A 25,371-nucleotide genomic window follows, 5' to 3' on the forward strand; every position below is an offset into this window, starting at 1 on the left:
CCTGCCGAAGGCACACAAAAAGTTTGGAAGGGGAGTCCGGAGGCATTCTTCTCCTATCTCGATATCAGCACGATGCCGCCCAATACGCAGGCGCAGCCGGTGAGTTGTTGCCAGCCGATGGGTTCGTGGAGGACGAGGGCGGACAGGGCCAGGGCGGCCACGGGCATGATGGCGGTGAACACGCCCGCAGTGGACGGCGGGACCCTGGTGATGCCCGCGAACCAGAAGAGGTAGGCGAGTACGGTGACGAACGCGCCGTAATAGAAGACCACGAGCCACCCGGTCGCGGAGATGGCGGCAAGGTCGGTGTGGATGGCCTCGTACACGCCCATGGGCAGGAACCAGAGCAGGCCGAACAGGGAAATGATCGTGGCCACGGCCAGAGGGGAGAGCGGTTCGGGAACGGTCTTGCGGATGAGCAGGAACAGGGATTCGAAGAGCACGGCGGCCAGGACGAGCAGGTTGCCGAGGACCGGATTCGCGCCGGCGGGCGCGCCGTGCGGGGCGGCCTGGACCAGGTTGATGACCAGTACGCCCGCCATGGACAGGAGGATGCCGGCCAAAACCTTGCGCGACGGACGGTCCTTGAGGAAGAGCCAGGCGATGAGCCCCATGCAGGCCGGGGTGGTCGAGGTAATGATGCCCGCCGAGGACGGGCCGGTCCGGGTCAGGCCGTAGAGCAGGAAGACCGTGAACAGGAACGAGCCGCACAGGGACTGGACGGCCAGCTTGGCCCAGGTCCGGCCGGACAGGCGCGGCAGGCCGCCTTCGCGCAGCCGGACGACGGGCAGGAGGATGACCAGGGCCAGGGCGAAACGCAGGGCCGAGGCCAGGAACACGGGCAGTTCGTCGACCATGATCTTGCCGGCCACCACGGAGCTGCCGACCAGGATCATGGCCAGGGAAAGGTTGAGATAGGCGTAGTGTTTTTCGGACATGACCGGAGCATGCCCGAAAGGGGGTCACCCGTTTTGAAGCATCTTGCGGTATTTGCCGGGCGTCACTCCGGTCTGGCGCTTGAACAGCCGGGTCAGGTGCGCCTGGTCCGCGAACCCGCAGTCCATGGCGATGTCGGCCACGCGTCCGTCCCCGGCCAGCCGACGGCGTGCGCGCTCGACCCGAGTCTGGGTCAAGTAGGCGTGGGGCGTGATGCCGAGCTGGTTCTCGAACACGCGTACCAGGTGGAAGGGGGACAGTCCGGCCTCGCGGGCCAGCTCGGACAGGGGCACGTCCTCGGCGAAGCGGTCCGCGATGATTTCGCGGGCCCGGCTCACGGCCCGATGTTCGCGTCCGGTGCGGGGCTCGTTTCCGGGTTCGTCCGCGTGCCGCCTGATCCAGGCTTCAAGCAGACGGAGCAGGCGCGTCTCCTTTTCCATGAGCGAGGTTTCGGGCCGCGCCAGCCGCCGGTGGGTGCGGTCGATCATCGCGGCCAGGTCCGGGTCGTCCAGCACGCCCGCGCGGAAGTGGGGCAGGTTCGGGCGGGGCATGAGCTCGCGGGCGGCGGTCATGAGCGCCTCGGGCGTGAGGTAGAACATGCGGTAGGCCCAGCCGGACGCTTCCGCGCCGTGGCCGTCGTGGGGCTCGCCCGGGACCACCAGGTTGACCTGCCCGCGCGCGGCCACCACGGATTCGCCGCGATAGGCAAAGCGCATGGCCCCGTCCTCGATGCAACCCACGGCGAACCCCTCGTGGAAGTGCCGGGAGAAGCGCTGGGTCACGAAGCGGGCGCGCAGCAACTCGACCCCGCCCCAGAAGGGCAGGGTCGAGACGTACGCGGTTTCCTTGGACGGGGAGCGGGCCATGGGCCGATCATGGCCCAGCCGTGGGAGAATGGCAAATGGCCGGGTGAGGCGGGCCAATATCGGCCAACGTGTTGACCTTCGAGGATATTCCCGGCTAGGACGGAGGAAACCGGGAGAACCGATGAAATTCACGCAAAAGGACCTGGACGGGGCGGTGCGGGCGGGCGTCATCGCGCGGGAGACGCGCGACGCCCTGGTGGCCTTCCTGGAGGGCGGGCGCGCAGGCGCTCCGGCCTTCACCATGGCCAATGTGCTGTACTACCTCGGCGGGCTCATCGTCATCGGGGCCATGACCATCTTCGTCACCGACGCCTGGCAGCGGCTCGGCGGCCTGGGCCATCTCGGCGTGGGCGCGGGCTACGGGCTGGCCTTCCTGGCCATCGGCAACTGGTTGTGGAACGGCAAGGGGCAGCGCGTCCCCGGCGGCATCCTGGTCACGGCGGCGGTCTGCATGACCCCGCTGACCGTATACGGCATCCATGAGCTGTATGGCGGGTGGATGTGGGGTGACCCCGGCATGTACCTGGATTTTTACCACTGGATCAGGCGCGGCTGGTTTTTCATGGAGATCGCCACCGTGGCCGTGGGCGTGCTGGTTTTGCGCCGGTTCCGGTTTCCGTTCATCACCCTGCCCATCGCGTTTTCCCTGTGGTTTATGTCCATGGACCTGACGGCCGTGCTCTACGGCCCGGACTTCACCTGGGACCAGCGCAAGATCGTCTCCCTGTGGTTCGGATTGGCCATGCTCGTGGCCGGCTACCTGGTCGACCGCCGCACGCGGCAGGACTTCGCCTTCTGGCTGTACCTGTTCGGCATGCTGGCCTTCTGGGGCGGGCTGACGAGCCTGGACAGCGATTCGGAGATGGGCAAGTTCGTCTACTGCTGCGTCAACCTGCTGCTCATGGGCGTGTCCGTGGTCTTGCAGCGGCGGGTGTTCATCGTCTTCGGGGCTCTCGGGGTATCCATCTACCTCGGGCACCTCGCAGCGGACGTGTTCGACGACACCCTGTCCTTTTCCTTTGCCCTGAGCGGCCTGGGCCTGCTGATCATCCTGGCCGGGCTTCAGTACCACAAGCGCCGGGAAGCCATCGAGGAGAAGGCGCTTGGCCTGCTCCCGGCCGCCATCCGACGAACGCTCCCCCGATACCGCTAACGATCGCCCTCGGCCCGCGTTTTTCGGCCGCCGGGGGGCCCGCTTCTGTACTTGGATTGCCTCGGGTTTCGTGCTAGAGGCATCGCCACGAGCTTTGTTTAAGGAGATATACTCGGATGAGAGCGAAAATACATTTGGAAGGGGCGCTGAAACAGGCGCTCGAAGGGCTTGGCTGGCCGTGGCCGGACAAGGCGGTCATCGAGCCGCCCAAGGACAGTTCCTTCGGCGACATGTCGGCCAACGTGGCCATGATGCTGGCCAAGGAGGCCAAGAAGGCCCCGCGCGCGGTGGCCGAGGACATCAAGGGCGCGCTTGAAGGCGACCCGCTCATCGAGAAGATCGAAATCGCCGGGCCCGGCTTTTTGAATTTCACCTTTGCGCCCGCCTTCTGGCGCGAGACCGTGGGCGTGATCCTGGACCAGGGCGCGGCCTACGGCTCCTCGACCATGGGCAACGGCACCAAGGTGCAGGTGGAGTACGTGTCCGCCAACCCCACCGGTCCGCTGCACATCGGCCACGGCCGCGGTGCGGCGCTGGGCGACTCCCTGACCCGCATCCTGGAAAAGGCCGGGTACGACGTCGAGGCCGAGTACTACATCAACGACGCGGGCCGCCAGATGCTCATCCTGGGCGGCTCCATCCTGTACCGCGCCCGCCAGGTCGCCGGGCTTGAGCCCTCCGAGCCCGAGGACTACTACAAGGGCGAGTATATCACCGACATCGCCCGCGACCTCATGGCCGCGCGGCCCGACCTGCTCGACCTGCCCGAGGCCGAGGCCGTGGAGGTCTGCAAGGTCTACGGCAAGGACATCATCCTGCAGGGCATCAAGGACGACCTGGCCGCCTTCCACGTGCGCCACGACGTCTGGTTCTCGGAAAAGTCCCTGGTGGACGACGGCAAGGTGGACGAGACCTTCGCCGACCTGATCGCGTCCGGCATGGGCTACGCCGCGGACGGCGCCTTCTGGTTCAAGTCCACCGAACTCGGCGACGACAAGGACCGCGTACTGCGCAAGAGCAACGGCGACACCACCTATTTCGCGTCCGACATCGCCTACCACGACAACAAGTTCAAGCGCGGTTTCGACCTGGTCATCGACATCTGGGGTGCGGACCATCACGGCTACGTGCCGCGCATGATGGCGGCCTGCGAGGCGCTCGGCAAGCCGGGCGGCCTGTCCGTCATCCTGGTCAACCTGGTCAACCTGCTGCGCGACGGCCAGCCCATCGCCATGAGTACCCGCGCGGGCCAGTTCGAGACCCTCAAGGACGTGGTCGACGAGGTCGGTTCCGACGCGGCCCGGTTCATGTTCCTGTCGCGCAAGTCCGACTCCAAGCTCGATTTCGACCTGGAGCTGGTCAAGCAGAAGTCCATGGACAACCCGGTCTATTACGTACAGTACGCCCACGCGCGCATCCGCTCTCTGGACCGCAAGGCCGAGGAGGCGAGCGTCAAGGCCGCCGTTGTCGGCCCGGAGTCCCTGGCCCTGCTCGACACCGAGTGGGACCTGGAGATGCTCAAGCTCCTGGACCAGTACCCTGACTATGTGGAGGCCGCGGCCAAGGCCCAGAGCCCCCATCTGATCTCCATGTATTTGCAGGAGCTTGCCTCAACGCTCCACAGGTACTATACCAATTGCCATGTGCTCAGCGCCGAGCCCGCGGTGGCGTCGGCCCGGCTCATGCTGCTCGACTGCGTGGCCGGTGTGGTCGCGGGCGGCCTCGGCCTGCTGGGCGTGAACGCCCCGGAGTCCATGTAAGGCCCGGCCAACCCCAAAGCGGACGAGGAATATGGCGGATAATCTGGAACCGAAATACAAGGTCAAGGTGCCCAAGCTCAACGCGGCCAGGAAGAAGTACGACTTCTCCCTGTCCCTGTCCGGCATGATCAGCCTCACGGGGGTGGGCGTCCTGGCGCTGACCTTCTTCTTCGTCATGGGCATCCTCATCGGGCGCGGCTACCGGCCCGAGGCCGACGTGGCGCCGCTCAAGGAGATCATGCCCGGCAGCGAGCACGGCCGGTTGGCCGAGGAGGCCAAGCCGCCCAAGGTCCTGACCCTGGAGGAACTGGACTACCAGGACCGCCTCAAGGCCTCGCCCCAGCAGATGCTCGACACCCCGGAAGCGCCCGCAGCCAAACCCGAGCCCAAGCCCGCGCCGAAACCCGAGCCCAAGCCCGTGGTCAAGGCCGAGCCCAAGCCGGAGCCCGCCGCCGTGGCCCAGCCCAGGACGGCCCCGGCCCAGCCCGGCGAGGCGGTCTATGACTACGTCTACCAGGTGGCCTCGTTCCGCAAGGCGGACATGGCCGGCGCCTTGCGCGACAAGCTGGCCGCAGCGGGCCTGAACGCCAAGGTCCAGTCCGGCGAGGCCAAGGGCTCCACCTGGCACCGCGTCCAGGTCCTGCACCACGGCACACCCGCCTCCACGGCGGAGATGAAGGCGGTGCTGGCCAGGTTCGGCATCGGCAAACCGTTGCTCAAGAAGAAGACCGCCGCGAACTGACCGGCGGGACGACATATTCGAGAAAGGGCTGTGCGGTGATCCGGACAGCCCTTTTTTTACCGGAACGCAACCGGGACGGCCCCCACGGGGCAGGCCCGCAGAAGGAGCCCGACATGCTGGACCCCAAGACACAACACCCCATGGTCCTGCCGGACGGCACGGTGGTCAAGACCGTGGTCAACCTGAACCAGGTCATCGACCATCCGCGCATGGAGATCGGCGACTTCAGCTATTATTCCAACTTCAACCCGGTGGAGGACTACGCGGCGGCCATCGCCCCGTACCTCTTCCCGCTCAGCCCGGAGCGGCTCGTCATCGGCCGGTTCGTCCAGATCGCCCATGGCGCGGTCTTCGTCACCAGCTCGGCCAACCACGCGACCCACGGATTTTCCACCTATCCGTTCTGGAACTTCACCATGACCCCGGAGACCGGGTTCGACGAGGTCAAGGCACTTTTCAACCAGCCGGGCCGCAAGGGCGACACGGTCATCGGCAACGACGTCTGGCTCGGCATGGAGGCCGTGGTCATGCCGGGCGTGACCATCGGCGACGGCGCGATCATCGGCGCCCGGGCCGTGGTCACCCGTGATGTGGCACCCTACACCGTGGTCGCGGGCAACCCGGCCTGCGAGGTCCGCAAGCGGTTCGACCAACAGACCGTGGACCGGCTGCTGGCCCTCCGCTGGTGGGACTGGCCGCTCGACAAGATCATGGCGAAGCGCGACGCCATCTCCGGCGTGGACCTGGCCGCTTTGGAGGGCTGAGGGCAACAAGAAAAGGCCGTCGGGACGATCCCGGCGGCCTTTGTCATTCCAAGGTATGGATACGGCGTTCTACGCGGACTGGGCGGTCTGTTCCTTGTGGAACATGCGCTTGGCCAGGTAGATGAACGGGGTGTCCAGGGCGGCCACCACGAACTTGATGAGATAGGTGGACAGCAGAATTTCCAGGAACACGTTCACCGGGAATACGCCCCAGAAGGCGATGACGCAGAAGATCAGCGAGTCGAGCAGTTGGCTGACCATGGTCGAGGCGTTGTTGCGCAGCCACAGGTGCTTCTCGCCCGTGCGGGCGCGGATGGCGTGGAAGGCCCAGACGTCGTGCAACTGGGAGACCAGGTAGGCGGCCATGGAGGCCAGGGCCACGCGCGGCATGAACCCGAACAGGACCTCCAGGTGCGGCTGGGCGAAGTCATCGGCCGCGGGCTGGAACAACAGCGCGATCTGCATGTACGCGACCATCATGACCAAGGTCACGAACCCCAGCAGCACGCCCTTGCGCGCCTCCTTCTTGCCGTAAAATTCACTCAACAGGTCGGTGGCCAGGAACACGCTGGCATAGAGCACGTTCCCCAACGTGGTGGTCAGCCCGAAGAGCTGCACGGTCTTGAGCACCTGGATGTTACACAGGAGCAGGTTGAAGACCATCAGCCCGAACAACCCGACCTTGCCGAACAGCCGGTACACCACCAGGACCATGCACAGGTCCACCAACGCGAATAGAATCCATAGTGTCTCGTTCATGTGGGGAGACTTGCCCCCATTTTTTGGGGAGGTCAAGTTTTTGGTGGGGAGCGGCTTGGGAGAGAGCCGCTGTCGGGTGGCTGCGCCGCCCGAGTCGCTCCAGGGAAAAGGAGAAGGGCGCGGCTTGCTTAGCAAGCCGCGCCCTTTAGCAATCTTTCATGTGGTCAGAAGGGAGGTTAGCCCCTGGTGATCAGCCCGTAGTTCTTCTTGCCCTTGCGGATGACGAGCAACTCTCCGGCGATGAAGTGGGTGTCCACGATCTCGTCGCCTTCCACGCGCTCGCCGTTGATGTACACGCCGCCGCCCTGGATGTCCTTGCGGGCCTGGCCCTTGGACTTGACCAGGCCGAGGTCCACGAGCATCTGGGGCAGGTCGGGCACGTCGCCGGGGGCGTAGCGCATGGCCGGGGCGGATTCCAGGGCCGAGCGCAGGGTGGCCGGGTCGATGGCCTTGAGGTCGCCCTTGCCGAACAGGGCCTCGGTGGCGGCCAGGACGCGCTCCAGCTCGTGCTTGCCGTGGATCATGGTGGTGACCTCTTCGGCCAGGCGCTTCTGGGCGGCGCGCAGGTGCGGGGCCTCCTCGGTCTGCTTCTCCAGTTCGGCGATCTGCTCGGGGGTGAGGAAGGTGAACAGCTTGAGGAACTTGATCACGTCCGCGTCGTCGGTGTTGATGAAGAACTGGTAGAAGGCGTAGGGCGAGGTCAGGTCCGCGTTCAGGTACACGGCGTTGCCCTCGGACTTGCCGAACTTCTTGCCGCTGGCCGTGGTGATCAGCGGGAAGGTCAGGGCAAAGGCCTCGGCGGATTCGCCGTCCACCGCGTAGCGGCGGCGGATGAACTCGCAGCCCGCGGTGATGTTGCCCCACTGGTCGCCGCCGCCGATCTGCAACCGGCAGTCGTAGTTCTTGTACAGATGATAAAAGTCGTAGCTCTGCAGGATCATGTAGGAGAATTCGGTGTAGGAGATGCCGGTCTCCTCACGGCCGATGCGGCCCTTGACCGATTCCTTCTGGAGCATCCAGTTGACCGTGAAGTGCTTGCCCACGTCGCGCAACAGCTCGATGCAGGTCATGTCCTTGGTCCAGTCGTAGTTGTTGACGATGTTCGGGCGCTCGCCGGTGTTGCGCTCGACAAAGCGGCGGACCTGGTGCTTGATGAGTTCCAGGCGCTCGTCGAGCTTCTCGGCGTCGGACAATTCGCGTTCCTTGTCCTTGCCCGACGGGTCGCCGATGCGGCCGGTGGCCCCGCCCATGAGGTACAGGGGATTGTGGCCCGCCTTTCTCATGCGCACCAGGCAGAGCAGGGGAACGAGGTTGCCCACGTGCAGGGACTCGGCGGTGGGATCGAAGCCGCAATACATGGTGGCCCCCGGCTCGGACAGGTACGCGCGCACCTTGTCTTCGTCAGAAACCTGATTGATCAGCCCCCGCCATTTCAACTCATCAAAGATATTCACTTTCTTCCTCGTTTATGTGGGTTTGACAGTGGTTCAGGCTAGCCGTTCCGCTGGAACGTAGCCATGGATACCGCCTTGCCGGTGCTCTCATCTATGTCAAAAATCGCGCCTTGTAAAACCCCCGGGCCGGTGGCTGCCTCCAGTTGCCGGGGCAGGCCGGTGAGGTAGCGGTCCAGGATGATCTCCGGTTTCATGCCGAGGCAGGAATCGGCGGCACCGCACATGCCCAGGTCGGTCAGGTAGGCGGTCCCGCCGGGGAGCACCTTGGCGTCGTTGGTCTGGACGTGGGTGTGGGTGCCGACCACGGTCGAGACCTTGCCTTCGAGGAAGTAGCCCATGGCGATCTTCTCGCCCGTGGCCTCGGCGTGGAAGTCCACGATGGACACCGGGATGTCGGCCGGAAGTGCGTCGAGCACGGTCTCCACCGCGGCGAAGGGGCAGTCGATGGGCGGCATGAAGGTCCGGCCGATGAGGTTGATGACCGCCACCGGCGGCAGCCCCTCCTTGCGGAAGACGCGCACGCCCGAGCCGGGCAGTTGCTCCGGGTAGTTGTGCGGGCGCAGGATGCGGCCGTCTTCGTCCAGCATGGCGTAGAGGTCCTTGTACTTCCAGATGTGATTGCCGCCGGTGATGCCGTCCAGGCCCGCCTTGAGCAGCTCGCGGGCGTGCTTCTGCTTGAGGCCGTATCCGCCGCTGGCGTTCTCGCCGTTGGCGAAGATGAGGTCGAGGGACTCCTCGTCCCGGATGCGGGCGAGGTTGTGCAGGACGGCCTTGCGGCCGGGCAGGCCTACGATGTCGCCGAGAAAAAGAATGCGCATGACGCTCCTTGGGCTGGTGCGAAGGGTTTGCCGGCCGGGACCGGCGAGACGGCGGGCGAAACGGTCAGAGTCGCTGGAAGACCGTGGGGGCCACTTGCCGGATGGGCAGGGTCATGCCGGACAGGCTCTCCGAGTGGCCGATGAAGAGATAGCCGCCGGGTTGCAGATTGTTGCAGAACTTGTTGAAGAGCACTTCCTGGGTGGAGCGGTCGAAGTAGATGACCACGTTGCGGCAGAAGATGATGTTCTGGCTGTTCTGCAGGCGGAAGTCCTCCATGAAGTTGAGGCGCTGGAACGAAACCTTGTTGCGCAGGCAGGCGTCCATCTTGACCAGTTGCTTGTCCTTGGACTTGAGCATGTACTTTTTCTTGTACTGCATGGGTACGTCCTCGACCTTGTCCATGGAGTAGACGGCCCGCTTGGCCTCGGCCAGGATTTTCTGGGAGATGTCCGTGGCCAGGATGGTGAAATCGAAGCCCTGGCGCGACGCCCCCCACTCGTGGAGCACCATGCCGAGGGTGTAGGGTTCCTCGCCGCTGGAACAGCCCGCCGACCAGATGCGCAGGGCCGATGACCGGCCCACGCCCCGGCTCCACAGCTCGGGCAGGACGATGTTGTTCATGATGTCCCAGTGCTTGGGCTCCCGGAAAAAGTGGGTGGTGTTGGTGGTGACCACGTCGATCAGGTGCATGCGCTCCTGTTCGCGCCCCGCCTCCGAGAAGACGTAGTCGCAATACTCCTTGTAGCCGGACATGCCCAAGGCGCGTAACCGCTTCTGGAACCGGGACTGGAGCAGGACTTTCTTGGAGGGCGGCATCTTGATGCCGAGTTCGGTCTGGATCAGGTCGCTGAACCGCTTGAATTCCGCGTCGCCCATCTCGGAGCGCACGAGGTTCATGGACTTGTCCATGGCCTGCTTGAGCTGTTCGGTTGACGGGTCTGTGCTGCGGCTCATTTCTGTCAGGGCTCCATTTGCTGCCGGGTGCAGTGACGTCACCATATAGGATCATCATTGTCGTGAGCCATGATTTTTTTTGGATACGTGGTCGAGAAGGAGAAAAGCGCACCCGGAGGGATCTCCGGGTGCGCGGTCGAATGCGTTTATTTGGCGTAGCCCACGGCTCGTTTTTCCCGGATGACCGTGACCCGGATCTGGCCGGGGTAGGTCATGTTGTTCTCGATCTTCTCGGCGATGTCCTTGCAGAGCACGTAGGTGTTCTCGTCGCCGACCTTCTCGGAGTCGACCATGACGCGGATCTCGCGTCCGGCCTGGATGGCGTAGGCCTTTTGCACGCCGTCGAAGCCGGTGGCCAGCCCCTCCAGCTCCTCGAGACGCTTGACGTAGTTTTCGAGCAGCTCCTTGCGCGCGCCGGGCCGGGCGCCGGACAGGGAGTCGGCGGCCTGGACCAGGTTGGCCAGGATGGTCATGGGCGGGGTGTCCTCGTGGTGGGCGGCGATGGAGTGGATGATCTCCTTGGATTCGCCGTGCTTCTTGGCCAGGTCCGCGCCGATGATGGCGTGGGGGCCTTCGATCTCGTGGTCCACGGCCTTGCCGATGTCGTGCAGCAGGCCCGCACGTTTGGCCTCCTTCTCGTTCAGGCCGAGCTCCGCGGCCATGACGCCGCACAGGAAGGCGACCTCCATGGAATGCTGGAGCACGTTCTGGGAGAAGCTGGTGCGGTAGTGCAGGCGGCCGAGCAGGTTGATCAGTTCGGGGTGGATGCCGTGCACGCCCACGTCGAAGGTGGCCTGCTCGCCGATCTCCTTCAATTTGGTGTCCATCTCGCCCTCGACCTTGCGGACGATCTCCTCAATGCGGGCGGGGTGGATGCGGCCGTCGTGGATGAGGCGCTCGAGCGCCTGCTTGGCGACCTCGCGCTTGAGCGGACTGAAGGCGGACAGGACCACGGTCTCGGGCGTGTCGTCGATGATCAGGTCCACGCCGGTGGCGGCCTCCAGGGCGCGGATGTTGCGGCCCTCGCGGCCGATGATGCGGCCCTTCATGTCCTCGCTGGGCAGGGTCACGGCGGTCACGGTCTGCTCGCCCGCGTAGTCGCCTGCGTAGCGCTGCAGGGCCAGGGAGAGGACCTCCTTGGCCTTTTTGGAGGCGTTTTCCTTGGCCTCCATCTCGATGTTGCGGATCATCTTGGCGGCTTCGTGCCGGGTCCGGGACTCGATCTCCTTGAGCAGGTTCTCCCTGGCCTCCTCCACGGTCAGGCCGGAGATCTCCTGGAGCTTGCGCTCGTGCTCGTCGGACTTCTGGGTCAGGTCCTCCTCCAGCTCGCTCAGGTGCTTCTCCTGCTTGATGAGCTGCTTTTCCAGCTCCACCACCTGGGCTTCCTTGTCCGCGACCTTCTCCCGTTTGGCGTCGAGGCGCTCCTCCTTGGAGTGGAGGCGCCTTTCCTCGTTCTTGAGCTGGCTCTCGCGGTCCTTGAACTCCCGCTCCAGCTCCTTTTTCTGGTTGAAAATCTCATCCTGCGCCTGGAGACGCGACTCCTTTTTCAGGGCTTCGCTTTCCTTGCGGGCTTCCTCCACGATGCGTTCCGCAAGTCCCTTGGAGTCGGAGACCTTTTTGTCAGAGATGTATTTGAAGAGAATGATCCCGGCTCCGAGGCCGATGATCAATCCACCGCCGACCATGGCGATTTCGGGTAACATGAGGTTGCTCCTTAATTTATGTTAACAGGCTATTGAACAGGCGGCCTGTTTCCGCCGTGCCGCGTTGAAGAGCACGCAACAAAGACGCACTCTGCTCTGAAGAGAAGAGAGGAGGGTGGTTTCGGATATGGCTGTAGGGTGTATATCGCCGCCTGAAAACGCCGGCCTTGCCGGTCAGGCGGAGTTTTAAATCCCCGGGAAGCCGTGTTGCCTGTATGTTTTGAACCTGGCATGTCCAGGTGGGCATGACTCGCGTGCCTTCAGGCTTCCCGGCCGGACCGGGCCTGCTCACCAGCACACTGGAGTCGTCGCCCTTTTTCAGAGCATTGGCTCAATAACACTCCGGGCAATCACGCACGCCCCAGGGTAATTCCTTGCCGACCTCGGCCCCGCCCAGCTATCGGTCCGGGTCCGTTGAGGTCTTTTCCAAAATCTCTCCGATCTTCCCTTCCAGTCGCTTCAGCTTATCCTCGGCGACCAGATAATCGTCCGCCAGACTCAGGAGCAGATAGGTGAGCAGCTTTTCCTTGCTGATGTCACCGGCTCCGGAAACAAGCTCCTTGTGCTTGTTCTCGATAAACGCCTGCGCGGCTTCGATGCGGACGTTGTCCGCATCCGTCTTGAAGGATATCTCGAGTCCCATCAGGGTCAGCGTGTAGCGAGGCATCGTAACCCACTATCATTCCAGCTCGTTTTCAATCTTTTCGAGCAGGGTGTCGATACGCGATTCGATCTCGGTACGCAGACGTCTCTCGGCCTCGGCCTCCCCCTTCAAGCGCTGATTTTCTTCTTTCAGTTCCGCAATTTTATTCAATAATCCGTTGAAACGCTCTTCAAGCTTGGCAACTAATTCCATATCTTTTATCTATGCTTTTTTCGGGTCCAAGGCAAGATTTCTTTCCACAGTTATTCAAAGGGTTTTCCACCGTATCCCTAGTTTTTCTTCAGGCTCCGTTTCAGGTTGACCTGCTTGCCTCTGGCGATACCGGTCTGGTTGTCCGGCACGTCCTTGGTGATGGTGGATCCCGCCCCGATCAGGGCGTTGTCGCCCACGTTTACCGGGGCGACCAGGGCGGTGTTCGAGCCGATGAACGCGCCCGCGCCGATCCTGGTCGTGAATTTGTTTTTCCCGTCGTAGTTGCAGGTGATGGTCCCTGCCCCGATGTTGGCCCCGGCGCCGACCACGGTATCGCCCAGGTAGGTCAGGTGGCTGGCCTTGGCCCCCTCGCCCAGGACGGCCTTCTTCATCTCCACGAAGTTGCCGATGCGCGCGTCCCGTTCGAGCTTTGCCCCGGGCCGCAGCCGGGAATAGGGGCCCACGGTCACGCCTTCGCCGATCTCGGCCCCCTCGATGTGGTTGAATTCGCGGACCACGCAGCCGGGGGCGAAGGTCGCATCGGTGATGTGGTTGTAGGAGCCGAGCCGCGCTCCGGCGGCCACCCTGGACGCGCCGTAGAGCTCGCAGTGGCCGAAGATCTCGGCCCCTGGCTCGACCACGACCCTAGGGCCGATGATCACGGTGCCGGGGTTGTGGATGAGCACGCCTTCGTCGATCAGCTCGTCCACAATCCGTGCCCGCAGGGTGGTCTCGGCGGTGATCAGCTCGCGCGGCGAGTTGATGCCCATGAGCGAGATGTCGTTGCCCGCCTGGACGCCGTCCACGGACAGCCCCTGGTTCACGGCCAGTTCCACCAGGTCGGTGATATAGTATTCACCTGACTTGTTGGTGTTTTCCAGCTTTTCGAGCAGCGGACCGATGGTTGCGACCTTGAGCAGGTAGATGCCCGCGTTGACCTCGCCGGTGACCGGGCCGTGCAGGGAAAAATCGTAGTCCTTGGCCTCGACGATGGCCTTGACCCGGCGCTCGGCGTCGCGGACGACCCGGCCGAAGGCCGCGGTATCGCGCGGGGTGATGGTCATGAAGGCCAGGTCGCAGCACCCCTGGGCGGCCATCAGCCGGTCCAGGGCCTCCACCGTGACCAGCGGGGTGTCGCCGTTGATGACCAGGCAATGGGTGGCCCCGGAGTTTTCCACAGCCTGCCAGGCGACCTGCAGGGCGTGGCCCGTGCCGAGCTGCTCGGTCTGGGTGACGAAGCGGTCGGCCATGGCCGGGAAGGCCTTGGCCACGTTGTCGGCGTCGTGGCCGACCACGGTCAGCACGTTGTCCCGGACGATGGGCGCGAGGGCCTCGTACACGTAAAAGAGCATGGGTTCGTTCAGCAGGGTCTGCAATACCTTGGCCTTGGGCGAACGCATCCGCGTTCCCTTGCCGGCGGCCAGCACCAGGGCGGTCGTCTTGGTCTCGGGCATTCTGTTCTCCGTATTGGGTTCCTTGTACCGTTATGCCGGGCATAAATTACCCGCTCGCAAAGGAAAGAACAAGACCCGTTTGCAAAATGGCGTCAAGTTGTTTTTTTATACCTGGGGGATGCTTTTCCCCGTCATTCGCCGACAAACTGGGGGGCGGCCGAAAACCCATGATACACTTTTCGCCAACAACCCGACCGGCAACCGGTCGAAAGGAGAAGACAATGGCACAACACGGAACGGGGCGCATCGGCGAAAATCAATTGGTTTACGGCATGCCCAAGCACATGTCGGCCAGGGCCACCGGCGAAGGACTCGACAGGTACATGATGGATCAAAAAGCGCAGGGTAATGTCGAGGGCGATTCCTATTGGACAGTGCACCCCGCTCCGGGCGCCTGCGAAAAATGTCGGGCCATGGCTCTGGAGATATACCTGGAAGAGCCGGAGCGACCGCATCCCCACTGCGGGTGCGAGTATAAAAGACACGACATAAGGGACCCGAAGACAGAGTGGGTCTTTGATGGTAAGAGTCTGTGCGTCAAGGGCGGGCCGTGTTTTGCGTGCGTGTCGGGACCGCATGGTAAGGGGGCTCTCCCCAAGGGGATTTATACCGTTGTCGGCGATCTTGTTTCTCTTGAACGTTGTGAGGAAAATGCCGGGTTTTGCGACAAGGCGGGAAATTGCTGGTGGGTCCCGATTGCCCCGGATTTCGACGCCAAGGGGCGTGGGCATTTCGGCATCCACCCTGACGGCAATATTCCCGGGACGAAGGGGTGCATTGGTCTGACCGCACCCGATACCGGTGAAGCAAAGGAATTTTTTGAAAATGTTAAAGGACAAAAAGTGCTTGTTAAATGATCCGAGGGTGGTCTTGTTTGCCGTGGCTCTCCTTTTTTTTGCCCTCGGGGACGCCCGTGCGTTTGACGTGCGGGAGATACGAGCGGACGTAGGGAGATTCATCCAAGCCGTGCATGGGGCTCGGAGTCTGGCCGAGTACGAGTATTTTTACGGGCCGAACAGAGAAGGAGACCTGAAGTTGACGATAGCGGTCTGCACCGCATTGGGCTTCGAAGGGAATTCGGATGCGTGCATCGCCTATTCCCGTTGCCGGGCGAATGCGTTGGATGAGGCCAGGTCATATTACCTGGCGTCGCTGGCCGGAATCGTACCCAATGCCGTTCCGGGTGAGATAACGGTGGAAAAGGGGCCGGAGGGAGTCATGCCCTACGTCCTGGTGACCGCCGAAGTCGGCGGCAGGCGGCTCACGTTCCACAGGGTCGTTGATCTGGAAGACCAGGAGGCCTTCGGCAGGCTTGTGCTTACGGAGATAGACGGCGAGAAGATCAAGCTCCCGAATATCGACCTTATGGAACTCTTCAACTCCGATCCGTGCCGGGACGTGCTCCTCAAGCACTGACCCGGACAGGAGCCCGTCCCTTCCCCCGGTCTTCTAGTAGGCCAGGCGGCCCAGGGATTTCATGATCAGGGTGCAGCCCATGGCGAACATGCCGGTCAGGCCCATGCCGCAGGAGAAGCCCGCCAGCAGCACCGGGGCATAGTGCCGCCAATGGGTGCCGTACTTTTTCAGGAAGTAGAAGCGGCCGAGCAGGGCGCCGACGACCTCCAGGAGCATGCCGTGGGGCGTGGACTGGCCGAGCCCCCGGACCACGCCGTAGACCAGCAGTACGGGCAGCCCCAGCACGTTGAGCACGGAGTACATGATCAGCCCGAGCCCCAGGCCGGACAGGACCACCGGGCCGGACAGGGCTTCGTAAAACAGGGAGTTGCCGTCCAGCGTCGAGGTCTGGAGCAGCAGGGAATTGAGGGCCTGGAGGTGCCACAGTTCCTGGGCGAACGGGTATTCGGGCGAGGGAATGGGCGCGAGCTGCCAGAGGAACTGGGAAAAGAGCAGGCTCGAGATCATGACGATGGGGAAGACCAGGATCTCGGCCTTGATGATGCCCCGCAGGCTGGTGCCGGTCAGCTCGATCTGGCGGAACTGGACCGTGGCCTCGCCGTAGTTGTGCACCGGGATGGGCGCGTACCAGATTTCCAGCCCGTGGTAGCCGAAGAACTTGGCCCCGGCGATGAACGAGAACTCGCGGACCATGGGCAGGGCCACGAACTGCCCGGCCACGCCCTCCATGCGCGCGGAGATGTACGAGATGACCGGGGTGTAGACGAAGCCGTAGAGGACGAAGAAGATCCACGGGAAGCTCGGCACCAGCCACAGGCAGAAGGCGATGTAGCACAGGGTCGAGAAGACGTAGATGCCGATGGACACCCAGAAGTTGATGTCTCCGCGCCCCTCGGGCGGGTTGAACAGGGCCGAGAAGTCCAGGCCGCCGTTGGAGCTTTTCAGGGATTTGACCACGTAGTAGACGCCCACCACGCCGATGGCCAGGCCCAGCCCGATGCCGAAGCTCATGTAGAAGTCGAAGTTGTTGGCGAAGACCGTCTCCACGGTGGCCATGCCCGGATGCCAGCGGTGCAGGATGCCGTGTGCGTAGAGGATCGGGTTGGCGATGATGGTCACGATCAGCCCGAGCAGGCCGCCGATGACCGCCCAGAAGGGCAGGACCATGCCGATGAAGACCAGGCCGAGGTCGAACTGGATGCCCGTGGCCACGGCGGGCAGGGCGTTCTCGGTGTATTGGGTCAGCTCCACCCACGGGATGGGGATGAGCCGGATGGGCTCGGTGAAGAGCAGCCCGGACAGGGCGGGCAGGAGCACGTAGAAGAAGCCGAAGGCCAGCCCGATGACCCCGCCGATGGAGAAGACCCGCCACTTCCAGCCGGTCTTCTTGTCCTCGGTGGACTCGGCCAGGGCCATGGTGCCCAGGGCGCCCACCGGGGCCATGGGGAAGGGCAGCTTCTCCACGTCCGAGGTGATCCGGTACAGCGAGTAGCCCAGGCCGAAGTGGTCGATGCGCTGGACCAGTTGCGCGCCGATGAGCAGCATGATCGGCACCAGCCAGTCGCGGTGCAGGAAGGTCCGCTCCAAGTAGGAGCCCGAGCCGAGCGCCGGGGCCACCCAGTGGGGGATGAATTCGGTCAGGCCGAGCATGCGCGCCGCGTCGGACTGGACCAGGTACTGGTTCCACAAGAGCCCCTGGAACGGCGAGGCCAGGGCCGCGCCCGCCATGTAGTAGAGCAGGAAGATTTCCTGTTCCTTCAACTGGGTGTAGGAGCGCTTGGCGATTTCGGCGAACAGGATGATGGTCACCCAGCGGGCTGCCGGGCCGATGCCCTGGCCGATGACCAGTTGCAGGTACATGGAGCCGGGCATCATCAGGAAGCCGATGAAGACGGCGCCCACGATGGTCTTCCAGTCGAAGCCCTCCTCGAACTTCTCCGGCGGCTGCATCAAGTCGCGATATTCTTTCAGTTCCTTGTCGTCGTACATGCGTCAGGCTCCGTCGGGCTCTATCTGTAGCGGTCGAGTATGGCCTTGAGGCTGCCGTCCCTTCTCATCGCGGCGAGACGGCGGTTGAATTGCGCGACCAGGGGCTCCCAGCCCTGGTTCCTGGGAAAGACGAAACGGAAGGGGGCCGTGCCCACGGGGGGCTCGCCCAGGCGGAACCGGTGTGGCTCCAGGTCGCGGCGCGTGCGCAGTATCCATTGTATCTCCGTACGGTTGACCAGCACGGCGTCGGCCCGGCCGCGGGCCAGGAGTTCGAGCATGGCCTCGGGCGAGGGGGCGTCCATCCGGATGATCCCGCCCGGTCCGAAGTGGTCCTCCAGGGTGGGGTAGACGAACCCCTTTATGCACGCCACGGTCATGCCGCGGAGGGTTTCGGGCCCGGCGTACGCCAGGGGCTTGCCCGCAAGGCAGAGGAGCACGTCCTCGTTGGCCATGAACGGGTCGGTCCACAGGAATCGGTCGGGATTTTCGACCCACTCCCGGGCCGAGGCGTAGACGTCCACCCCGCCGTGTTCGAGCATGTCCCAGCCCCGCTTGTCGGGCAGCCGCCAGGCGGTCACGGCATAGCCCAGCGGCTCGGTCACGGCCCGGAGCACGTCCATCAGGATGCCGTTCTTCGCGGATTCCGGGTCGCGGATGTAGTAGGGCGGCACGTCCGCGTGGGCGATGAACATGACCAGGCCGGTTTTCTTCTGCGCATCCGCGGCGGCGCACGGCAGCCCGCCGGCGCTTTCGATGAGCAGCAGGCAGAGGGAGAGGGGGAGTATTTTTAGTATGGATCGCATGGAGGGCACCGCCGCTACAGGGGAAAAACGCTGTACGCCTGGTTGGAGAACATGCCGATGACGGCATAGGCGCCGCCCATGAGGAAATCGCCGAGGATCAGGCCGATGAACAGGAACCTGACCTTGTTGTAGAGCCGGGTGCCGCCGTAGTGCAAAACCAGGTGGTTGCACAGCCAACCGAGGAAGAACGGGTACCACAGGATCTTCATGCCCGCCGAGTAGGCCGCCAGGTATCCCAGCGGGTGCAGGGGCCACCAAGGCAGTTTGTAGTAGCAGTAGATGAGCACGAACATGACCAGGGCCCCGAAGCCCGCGTAGGTGATCAGCCACTGGTTGGGCCCGGCGGGCTGGTCCACCAGCCGCTGGGCGTTCTCGTAGTTGGCCAACACGGTCTGGGTGGCCCAGTCCAGGCGCAGTTCGCGCAGGCCGTAGCGATGCCCCAGGTAGAGCATGGTCGCAAAGGCCGCGGCCAGGGCCAGGACCAGGGTCAGGCCGATGGCGGCGAGTACCAGGCCGCGCCGGTCCGGGGCCGCGGACTCCCGGATCTTGGCCCCGTGGAACAGGGTCGGGGCCACGGCCTCGCGCACGTCCAGGAACAGGACCTTCTGCATGACCGCAGTGGCGGCCACGCCCGCCGAGCCGAGCACACCCGTGCCGAACAGTCCGATGATCCCGTCGGACGGGGCCGCGGTCAGGGTGAAGTAGGGCAGGCCACCCTGGCAGACCAGGCGGCTGATGACGAGCATGACCAGCATGAAGGCGATGGGCAGCAGGACCGCGCCGGTCCAGGGCAGGCCGAACCAGCGGCACCAGACGACGAGGAAGAGCATGCCGAGGACCAGGCCGATCAGCGGCCAGGCGGGCGGCCCCCACTCCTCCGGGGGCGAGGTGCGTCTTGAGCGGTTGATGGCCTCGGTTCCTTTGCAGACCGGCCGGATGAGGCAGGTCACGGTCTCCTTGAGGTGGTGGCGGGCCAGCCAGATCAGGAAGACGAAGAACACGGCGTAGGCGCCGATGGTCTGCGCGCCCTCGGGCCGGGCCAGGTCGGGCCCCAGCGTGGTCCCGAGCGCGGCCTCGGGCAACTGCCAGCCGAGCACGTAGAGCAGGCCGAAGAGCAGCCCGGCGGCCAGGTGGAAGAACCACATGGAGAAGGATATCTGCCGGGTGGTCAGGAAGGCGAAGCCCACGAAGGCCGGGATGAAATAGAGTTTCAGCTTGTAGAACCCGGAGAAGAGCCCGAACTTCGGGAAGTAGGACCCGGCCAGGATCAGGGTCGGCAACTGCGGTACGGACGGGTAGTAGAAGTGCAGGCCGTTCAAGAGGTGCAGGGCCCCGGCCAGGACCAGCCCGGTGAGCAGGAAGCGGTCGGTCCACCAGGAGGAGAGCCTCCGCTGGTCCAGGGCCTCGCCCATGAGCAGGGGCACGCGCAGCAGGGGGAAGTTGACCCGCTCGTTGACCACCCACTGGCGGCCGAACAGGGCGGTCAGGCAGACCATGACGAAATAGGCGCCCAGGATGAACAGGGACCAGACGATCAGCGGCGGCAGCCAGACCCCCCACGGGATGGCCGAGAGGACCTGGAGCACGGACATGTCCCGGCCGCCCTTGAGCCCCTGGAAGAGCTGGCGCACGGCCTCGGCCGAATGCGGGAACCAGGAGTCGGGCAGCAGCGGGCCGAGGATTTCGGTCCAGCGGTAGGCGTCCTTGGCGTAGCGCTGGGGCGCGGTGATGTTGACGAGAAAGGTCTCGCTCAGCCCGGCGTAGCCGATGGCCGTGAACAGGGTCATCATCAGCCAGACGACCAGCAGCTCCACCCCGGAGAGGACGGGCGGCCGCCGGGTCAGGCGCGCGACCCCGGCGTCGATGAGGAACAGCCAGGCCAGGATGAAGAACGGGGCCAGGGGGAAATGCCCCCCGCCCAGCGGCACGCCGCCGAGGACCGCGTTGTTGTACGGGGTGTAGACGCACAGGACCAGGCCGAGGACGAGCCCGGTCAGCAGCGCGCGCAGCCTCAGTCGTCCGTTCATGCCTTGAACTCCTCTTCTTCCTCACGCTCCTGCCGCTGCCGTTCGGCGTTCAGGTCGTCGGCGTAGAAGGCCACGGCCTCGTCGTCCAGGGAGCGCCAGGCGAGCAACTGCTTGCGCAGGTCGTTGATGAAATTGCGGTTGAGGTTTTCCCAGGCCTTGAGCTCGCCCGCCTCGCGGTCGATGAGCACCTTGATCTGCCTGAATCCCTTGTAGATGTCCGACGGGCAGAAGACCAGCTTGACCTTCTGGCGCACGCCGAAGTCGAAGGGGGCCAGCCAGACGCGCAGGTCCAGGGAGAAGCACAGGTCGTCGGACAGGGAAATGTCCTGCCCGGCGCCGGTGGCCAGGCCGGTGGCCGCCTCCTCCATCCCCAGGTCCAGGAAGTTGCAGCGCATGTCGTCGGTGCAGAACGCCCCGTGGGACACGTCGTGGTGGGCCAGGTAGTACTGGCGCAGGAACCCCCCCGCGGAGGTCATTTCGGTCATCTTGATCAGGAACGGCAGGATGACGGTCATGCGGTCGCCCTCGGCCTTGGGCATGGTCCAGGACTTGTTCACGTCCGGGATGGCGATGTTGGCCGCCACCCGGGCCGGGTAGATGGCCGAGATCAGGACCACGCCGATGACCAGGACCATGGCGGCCACGCCCGCGGTGGACGAGTAGTTGGCGGTCATGCCCGCCCACAGGGGCGTCCCGGCCAGAAAGGCGCTGGACGTCTGGGCCAGGACGTAGCCGACAACCACGGAAATGACCGCAAACGCCAGGGACTCGGCGATGAACAGGAAGGCCACGTGGGGCGGGGCCAGCCCCACCGAGGTGTAGACCGCGATCTCGGGCCGGCGTTCGTAGACCGAGCCGATCATGGTGTTGAGCACGATCAGGATGGAGATGGCCAGGGGGATCAGGATGTTGGCCACGCCCGAGTAGTTGACCGCGTCCGAGGCGAAATAGAGGGAGGTCCCTTCCGGCCCGCCCTTGAACAGGAGCAGGCCGAAGCGGTCGCCCAGGTCGTCGCCCACCCGGTGCCCGGCGTCGGGGTGCACGGCGATGCCCTTGAGCCGCCCGGCGGACAGGGCCAGCAACTCCTCGGCCGGGACGATCACGGTCTCGAAGCCGGGGATGTGCTGGTAGCGGGACTCGGTGGCCATGACGTCCTCGCCGTTCTCGATGGCCTCGGCCTCCACTTCGGAGAGCTGGGTGGCCGCCTGGTTGGGGAAGACGATGGGGGTCATGGGCTCGCCGTCGAGGTCCGGGTGGTCGCGCAACCCCTCGTCGCTGAACACGCCCACCAGGGTCAGGGGCAGCCCCCAGAGGACCACCTTGTTGCGCTTCGGGTCGTCCGGGTCGGCCCCGATCCGGTCGGCCATGCGCTGCGGCAGCATGATCACCTGGCGTTCGCCCTTTTTGAACCAGCGGCCCTTGACCAGGATGCGGTCGAGCCCGCTGACCTGCGGCTCGCGCCAGGACAGGCCGATCAGCCCGCGTCCCTGGGCCTCCTTGCCGTCACGGACCACCGGGATGAGCGGCGCGCGGGATTTGTCGGAGGTGAACCCGGTGTCGTACCAGACGCGCGGAGCCACGACCCCGGTGCCGGCGAAGGCGTTGCGCATGACCGACAAGGCTTCCATGGGAATGTCCTGCCAGTTCAGATATTTGACCATGACTCCGTCATAGGAGGCGTGGTCGTTGAACCGGGCCCATCCGGCCTGGCGCACGGACTTGACCGTGGTGAAGTTCATGATCGTGAAGGTCAGGATGACCAGCGTGGCGAAGGTCAGGAAGGTGCGCACGGGCCGCCGTTTCAGGTTGCCCACGCCGAGCACGAAGGCCGCGCCGAAGGCGGCCATGGGGCTGATCCCGGTCAGCTTGACGTGGGAGGAGCGCTTCTGCAACTCGACCATCTCGCGTTCGAACCGGAAGAAGATGATCATTGAGACCAATAGCGACAGGGCCAGGATGAAGAACGCGAGGATGACCACCAGCGGCGAATAGGTCAGTTGGAAGGCCGGGTGGACCAAGTAGATGATCCCGATGATCAGGACCAGGAAGCCGAGGAAGGCCGAGATCCGTTTCCGGATGTCCACGAACGAGAAGAAGAGGCGCTCCATGCAGTAGGCGAACGGCACGAACAGGGCCACGTAGAAGAGCACTCCGAAGAGCACGTCGCGCTGGGTCTTGTCCACGTCGTTGTAGACCCGGCTGGCCTTGGACAGGGAGGCGCGGGAGGCCTCGACGAACTTGTCCCACTGCCTGGCCTCCTTGTAGCGAACGGCGTCGGCCAGTTCCCGGTCGCCTTCCCGGCGCAGCAGCCGGATGCGGTCGTTGACGATGCCCTTTTCTTCCAGGTTGTCGATGCGCGGGCCGAGCAGGGCCCACATGTCGCGGGCCGCCCGGAATTCGGTCAGGGGGATGACCGGCCAGCGGCGGGCGACGTAGCCCAGGCCGCTGGGGTGCTCTTTGTCCGCATTAAGCAGCAGGACCTTCTTGTCGAGGACCGTGTCGGACAGGGTCAGCTTGACCGGGGTGTCCGGCTCCAGGAACAGGGTGCCCAAGGTGGACGAGCGGGTGTCCATGCGGCTGTACCAGTAGCTCACGGGCGGGGCCTCGGTGCGGCCGTCGATGAGGGTCGGCCGGTACAGGTACTTGAAAGTCCGGGGGTCGAACATGTCGAACAGGGTGGTCTGGGTGCAGGCGAACAGGATCAGGTCCGTGGCCTGCACGGCGCGGGACAGCTTGACGCGATAGGCGGCCTTGCCGGTCTTGGGCTTGTCGATGGCCCAGTCGGCCAGGCCGGTCTCGTCGTTGAACTTGAAGGCCTCGATCACGGCCTTGTGGTAGCTGACCTTCTTGCTGGCCAGGCCGGGGATGCGGAAGTCGCCCTGGGTGTCGACCATGCCGTAGTTGCGGGTCTGCCACTGGAAGGCCAGGACGACCATGCCGGTGCCGGGCCGGTCCGGAAAGATCTCGCCCTTGCGCAGGAGGTTGGCGCGGCCCTCCAGGGTGACGAAGTGGTTTTTGTCCCGTTTGCCCGCGTCCGCGATGGGCTGGTCGGCCAGGGCCCCGACCAGGGCGCGGACCAGCCGGGACTGCCGGGCCAGGAAATCGAAGTCCACGCGGCCGGGTCGGTCGTAGGGCGTGCCCCAGGTCGGGCGCACGTCGTGGACCGTGGCCAGGGTGAAGCCGGGCAGCCCGGCCAAGGCCATGGGCTCACCGCCCAGCTCGGGCCGGTCGGGCAGATAGCTCTGCCAAGCCCGCTTGCCGGGCCGGAGCGTGTCGCGGAACAGGTGCGCGACGGCCTGGTCGGTCTTTTTCAGCCGCTCCACCGCGCCCTTCATGACGGTGTCCAGGGGCCGGAAGAAGCCGGTCCTGTTGACGTCGGGCTTGAGGTCGATGAGGAACCCCTGGTCGAACCCGCCCAGGCCGTCGCCGTGGGAGGAGAGGAACAGCGAGACGTGGGCCGCGATGGAGGTCTCGCCCAGGGTGTCGCGCACGGCCCGGGCCGAGGCGATGTCCCCGAGCTGGCCCGAGACGTCGGCGAGTACGGCCGAGCGCAGCCGCTCGGCGGGCTTGAAGAACCGCCTGAGCGCGACCCGCTCCTCGGGGGGCAGAGGATAGTCGTCCACCGTGGAGCTGATCCAGGTCAGCCGCTTCAGGCGGATGCGCTCGTCGGCCAGGGCCTGGATGCGCGTCTGGTCGGCGGTCTGCCCGTCCTCGCGGGCCCCGTCCTGCGGCCCGGCCAGGAGGCGCAGGCGCATGAGCTCGCCGGTAATGTCGTCCTCGCGGTTGCGGACCACGGCCTTGAGCGCCTTCTTGAGCAGGGCCGCGTCCGCCGGGTCGGCCAGGTTGGACGGGGAAAGGGGCTCGGGCGAGCGGAGCAGGGTCAGGGTGCGCTCGGTGTCGTCCACCAGCCGCCTGAGCTCGTTGCGCCGCGCCTTGAGGACCGTGCCATCGGTCACCAGGGCCCAGGTGAATTCGCGCATGCCCGCCTGTGCCGAGGACTTGCCCGCCGTGGCCAGGAAGAGCACAGAGCGCTTGGGCCGGTGGACGGCCAGGTTCTCGGCCACGTCCATGAGCGCGGCGATGGACGCGCCCTCGTCGGCCCCCGGCGACTGGCCCTCCACCAGGGCGGTGGAGTCGTAGAACGCCTCCACGATCACGGTCTGGCTGGACAGCTCCGGGTCGCTGCCGGGGATGCGGCAGTAGACGTTCTCCAGCCGCTCGTTGCGCCACTTGCCCTTGGAGGTCAGGGTGACCGCGCCCAGGGCGTGCGGCCCCTTGGCGCGGAAATCGTCGCCGAACAGGGCCTTCGCCCGCTCGCGGGAAATCCAGAAGATCGGGAAGTCCACCGGGGTGAGCTCGAATTTGTCGCTGAAGCGCGGCCTCGGGTCTGGTCCGCCGTCGCCGCCCACGCCCACGAAGATCAGGGCGCGCGCGCCGAGCATGGCCGCGTTGTTCCAGTTCTTGCCGGAGTCCATGTCCATGAGGACGACGGCCCCCTGGACGGACAGCCCGTCGAAGTCGGCCACGCGCCCGTTGCCCGCGTAGAGCAGCGGCCCGTCGATGCCGGGCGGGGCCACGGCGCCGGGGGACAGGGCGTTGGCCCGCAGTTGGCGCAGGGGCTCCACGTGCCCTGTGGCCGGGACGGTCAGGCTCGCTCCCTCCTGGACCTGCACGGGCAGGTGGAAGGACTGGCGGCCCACGGCCCCGTCCGGGAACAGCCGCTTGAACTCGGCCTCGACCATGTCCGCGGCCCGGCCCACGCCCGCGCTGCCCGGCGAACGGTCGCCCAGCGCGCTCAGGGCGCGCAGGAACGCCGCACCGTCGGCCAGGGCCGGGCCGGAGGCCGCCAGGACCAGGATGAGCGCCTGGAGAAGGGCCGTGAGGGCGGTTGAAACATGCGGGCCGCGCCGGGTCAT

The 25,371-nt window shown here is 65.0% G+C and carries 20 protein-coding genes and 1 other RNA gene; 6 read left to right on the top strand and 15 right to left on the bottom strand.

The genetic code is table 11. From position 1 onward, the window contains the following. Positions 1-53: 53 nt before the first annotated feature. Positions 54-938 (bottom strand): DMT family transporter, encoded by an 885-nt coding sequence (locus tag V8V93_RS04595; RefSeq protein ID WP_338669185.1) that lies wholly within the window; start codon positions 936-938, stop codon positions 54-56. Positions 939-962: 24 nt separating this feature from the next. Next, on the bottom strand, positions 963-1,802 hold the full coding sequence (locus tag V8V93_RS04600; protein WP_338669186.1) for an AraC family transcriptional regulator: 840 nt from the start codon (positions 1,800-1,802) through the stop codon (positions 963-965). 121 nt (positions 1,803-1,923) lie between these two features. On the opposite strand from V8V93_RS04600, the gene V8V93_RS04605 reads away from it, so the two are divergent. The 4 genes from V8V93_RS04605 to V8V93_RS04620 all read left to right on the top strand — a co-directional run bounded on the left by V8V93_RS04605 (position 1,924) and on the right by V8V93_RS04620 (position 6,221). Next, complete coding sequence (locus V8V93_RS04605) at positions 1,924-2,955, top strand: DUF2157 domain-containing protein (RefSeq protein ID WP_338669187.1); 1,032 nt, start codon at positions 1,924-1,926, stop codon at positions 2,953-2,955. Between the two features lie 116 nt (positions 2,956-3,071). Continuing rightward, the gene (gene argS / locus V8V93_RS04610) at positions 3,072-4,715 is read left to right on the top strand and encodes an arginine--tRNA ligase (protein ID WP_338669188.1); all 1,644 of its coding nucleotides are present in this window, start codon (positions 3,072-3,074) and stop codon (positions 4,713-4,715) included. Between the two features lie 31 nt (positions 4,716-4,746). Further along, positions 4,747-5,457: an SPOR domain-containing protein gene (locus V8V93_RS04615; protein WP_338669189.1), complete on the top strand. Its 711-nt coding sequence runs from the start codon at positions 4,747-4,749 to the stop codon at positions 5,455-5,457. A gap of 113 nt (positions 5,458-5,570) precedes the next feature. Continuing rightward, positions 5,571-6,221 (top strand): CatB-related O-acetyltransferase, encoded by a 651-nt coding sequence (locus V8V93_RS04620; RefSeq protein ID WP_338669190.1) that lies wholly within the window; start codon positions 5,571-5,573, stop codon positions 6,219-6,221. 69 nt (positions 6,222-6,290) lie between these two features. Here V8V93_RS04620 and V8V93_RS04625 read toward each other — a convergent pair whose 3' ends face one another. The 9 genes from V8V93_RS04625 to glmU form a co-directional block, all read right to left on the bottom strand. Further along, positions 6,291-6,980 carry a queuosine precursor transporter gene (locus V8V93_RS04625; RefSeq protein WP_338669191.1) on the bottom strand — a complete coding sequence of 230 codons (690 nt, stop codon included), beginning with the start codon at positions 6,978-6,980 and terminating at the stop codon, positions 6,291-6,293. A 176-nt stretch (positions 6,981-7,156) separates the two neighbouring features. After that, on the bottom strand, positions 7,157-8,434 hold the full coding sequence (tyrS, locus tag V8V93_RS04630; protein WP_338669192.1) for a tyrosine--tRNA ligase: 1,278 nt from the start codon (positions 8,432-8,434) through the stop codon (positions 7,157-7,159). 38 nt (positions 8,435-8,472) lie between these two features. Further along, positions 8,473-9,252 carry a TIGR00282 family metallophosphoesterase gene (locus V8V93_RS04635; RefSeq protein ID WP_338669193.1) on the bottom strand — a complete coding sequence of 260 codons (780 nt, stop codon included), beginning with the start codon at positions 9,250-9,252 and terminating at the stop codon, positions 8,473-8,475. 64 nt (positions 9,253-9,316) lie between these two features. Next, positions 9,317-10,207 (bottom strand): CheR family methyltransferase, encoded by an 891-nt coding sequence (locus V8V93_RS04640; protein ID WP_338669194.1) that lies wholly within the window; start codon positions 10,205-10,207, stop codon positions 9,317-9,319. Between the two features lie 146 nt (positions 10,208-10,353). Then, positions 10,354-11,910, bottom strand: a complete 1,557-nt coding sequence (gene rny / locus V8V93_RS04645) for a ribonuclease Y (RefSeq protein WP_338669195.1) — start codon at positions 11,908-11,910, stop codon at positions 10,354-10,356. Between the two features lie 187 nt (positions 11,911-12,097). After that, a non-coding RNA gene (gene ssrS, locus V8V93_RS04650) (6S RNA) lies at positions 12,098-12,281 on the bottom strand. 26 nt (positions 12,282-12,307) lie between these two features. Continuing rightward, positions 12,308-12,577 (bottom strand): cell division protein ZapA, encoded by a 270-nt coding sequence (gene zapA / locus V8V93_RS04655; RefSeq protein ID WP_338669196.1) that lies wholly within the window; start codon positions 12,575-12,577, stop codon positions 12,308-12,310. 12 nt (positions 12,578-12,589) lie between these two features. After that, complete coding sequence (locus V8V93_RS04660; protein WP_338669197.1) at positions 12,590-12,766, bottom strand: hypothetical protein; 177 nt, start codon at positions 12,764-12,766, stop codon at positions 12,590-12,592. Between the two features lie 77 nt (positions 12,767-12,843). After that, complete coding sequence (gene glmU, locus V8V93_RS04665; RefSeq protein WP_338669198.1) at positions 12,844-14,220, bottom strand: bifunctional UDP-N-acetylglucosamine diphosphorylase/glucosamine-1-phosphate N-acetyltransferase GlmU; 1,377 nt, start codon at positions 14,218-14,220, stop codon at positions 12,844-12,846. Between the two features lie 221 nt (positions 14,221-14,441). Between glmU and V8V93_RS04670 the strand changes: the two genes are divergently transcribed. Then, positions 14,442-15,077 carry a hypothetical protein gene (locus V8V93_RS04670; RefSeq protein ID WP_338669199.1) on the top strand — a complete coding sequence of 212 codons (636 nt, stop codon included), beginning with the start codon at positions 14,442-14,444 and terminating at the stop codon, positions 15,075-15,077. A 361-nt stretch (positions 15,078-15,438) separates the two neighbouring features. Beyond that, a complete protein-coding gene (locus V8V93_RS04675; RefSeq protein WP_338669200.1) occupies positions 15,439-15,636 on the top strand; it encodes a hypothetical protein in 198 nt (65 codons plus the stop codon). 33 nt (positions 15,637-15,669) lie between these two features. Here the strand turns inward: V8V93_RS04675 and V8V93_RS04680 are convergent, their stop codons facing one another. Genes V8V93_RS04680 through V8V93_RS04695 form a run of 4 tightly spaced genes read right to left on the bottom strand, consistent with a single transcriptional unit; the run spans position 15,670 to position 25,371 of the window. Continuing rightward, positions 15,670-17,625, bottom strand: a complete 1,956-nt coding sequence (locus V8V93_RS04680; protein ID WP_338669201.1) for a peptide transporter — start codon at positions 17,623-17,625, stop codon at positions 15,670-15,672. Positions 17,626-17,645: 20 nt separating this feature from the next. Continuing rightward, complete coding sequence (locus tag V8V93_RS04685; RefSeq protein WP_338669202.1) at positions 17,646-18,428, bottom strand: substrate-binding periplasmic protein; 783 nt, start codon at positions 18,426-18,428, stop codon at positions 17,646-17,648. Between the two features lie 14 nt (positions 18,429-18,442). Beyond that, the gene (locus V8V93_RS04690) at positions 18,443-20,455 is read right to left on the bottom strand and encodes a DUF6785 family protein (protein ID WP_338669203.1); all 2,013 of its coding nucleotides are present in this window, start codon (positions 20,453-20,455) and stop codon (positions 18,443-18,445) included. Beyond that, positions 20,452-25,371, bottom strand: coding sequence for an FtsX-like permease family protein (locus V8V93_RS04695; RefSeq protein WP_338669204.1), 4,920 nt, complete (start codon positions 25,369-25,371; stop codon positions 20,452-20,454). The genes V8V93_RS04690 and V8V93_RS04695 overlap by 4 nt, the downstream gene beginning before the upstream one ends.

It is taken from the genome of Pseudodesulfovibrio sp. 5S69 (assembly GCF_037094465.1).
Lineage (GTDB): Bacteria > Desulfobacterota > Desulfovibrionia > Desulfovibrionales > Desulfovibrionaceae > Pseudodesulfovibrio > Pseudodesulfovibrio methanolicus.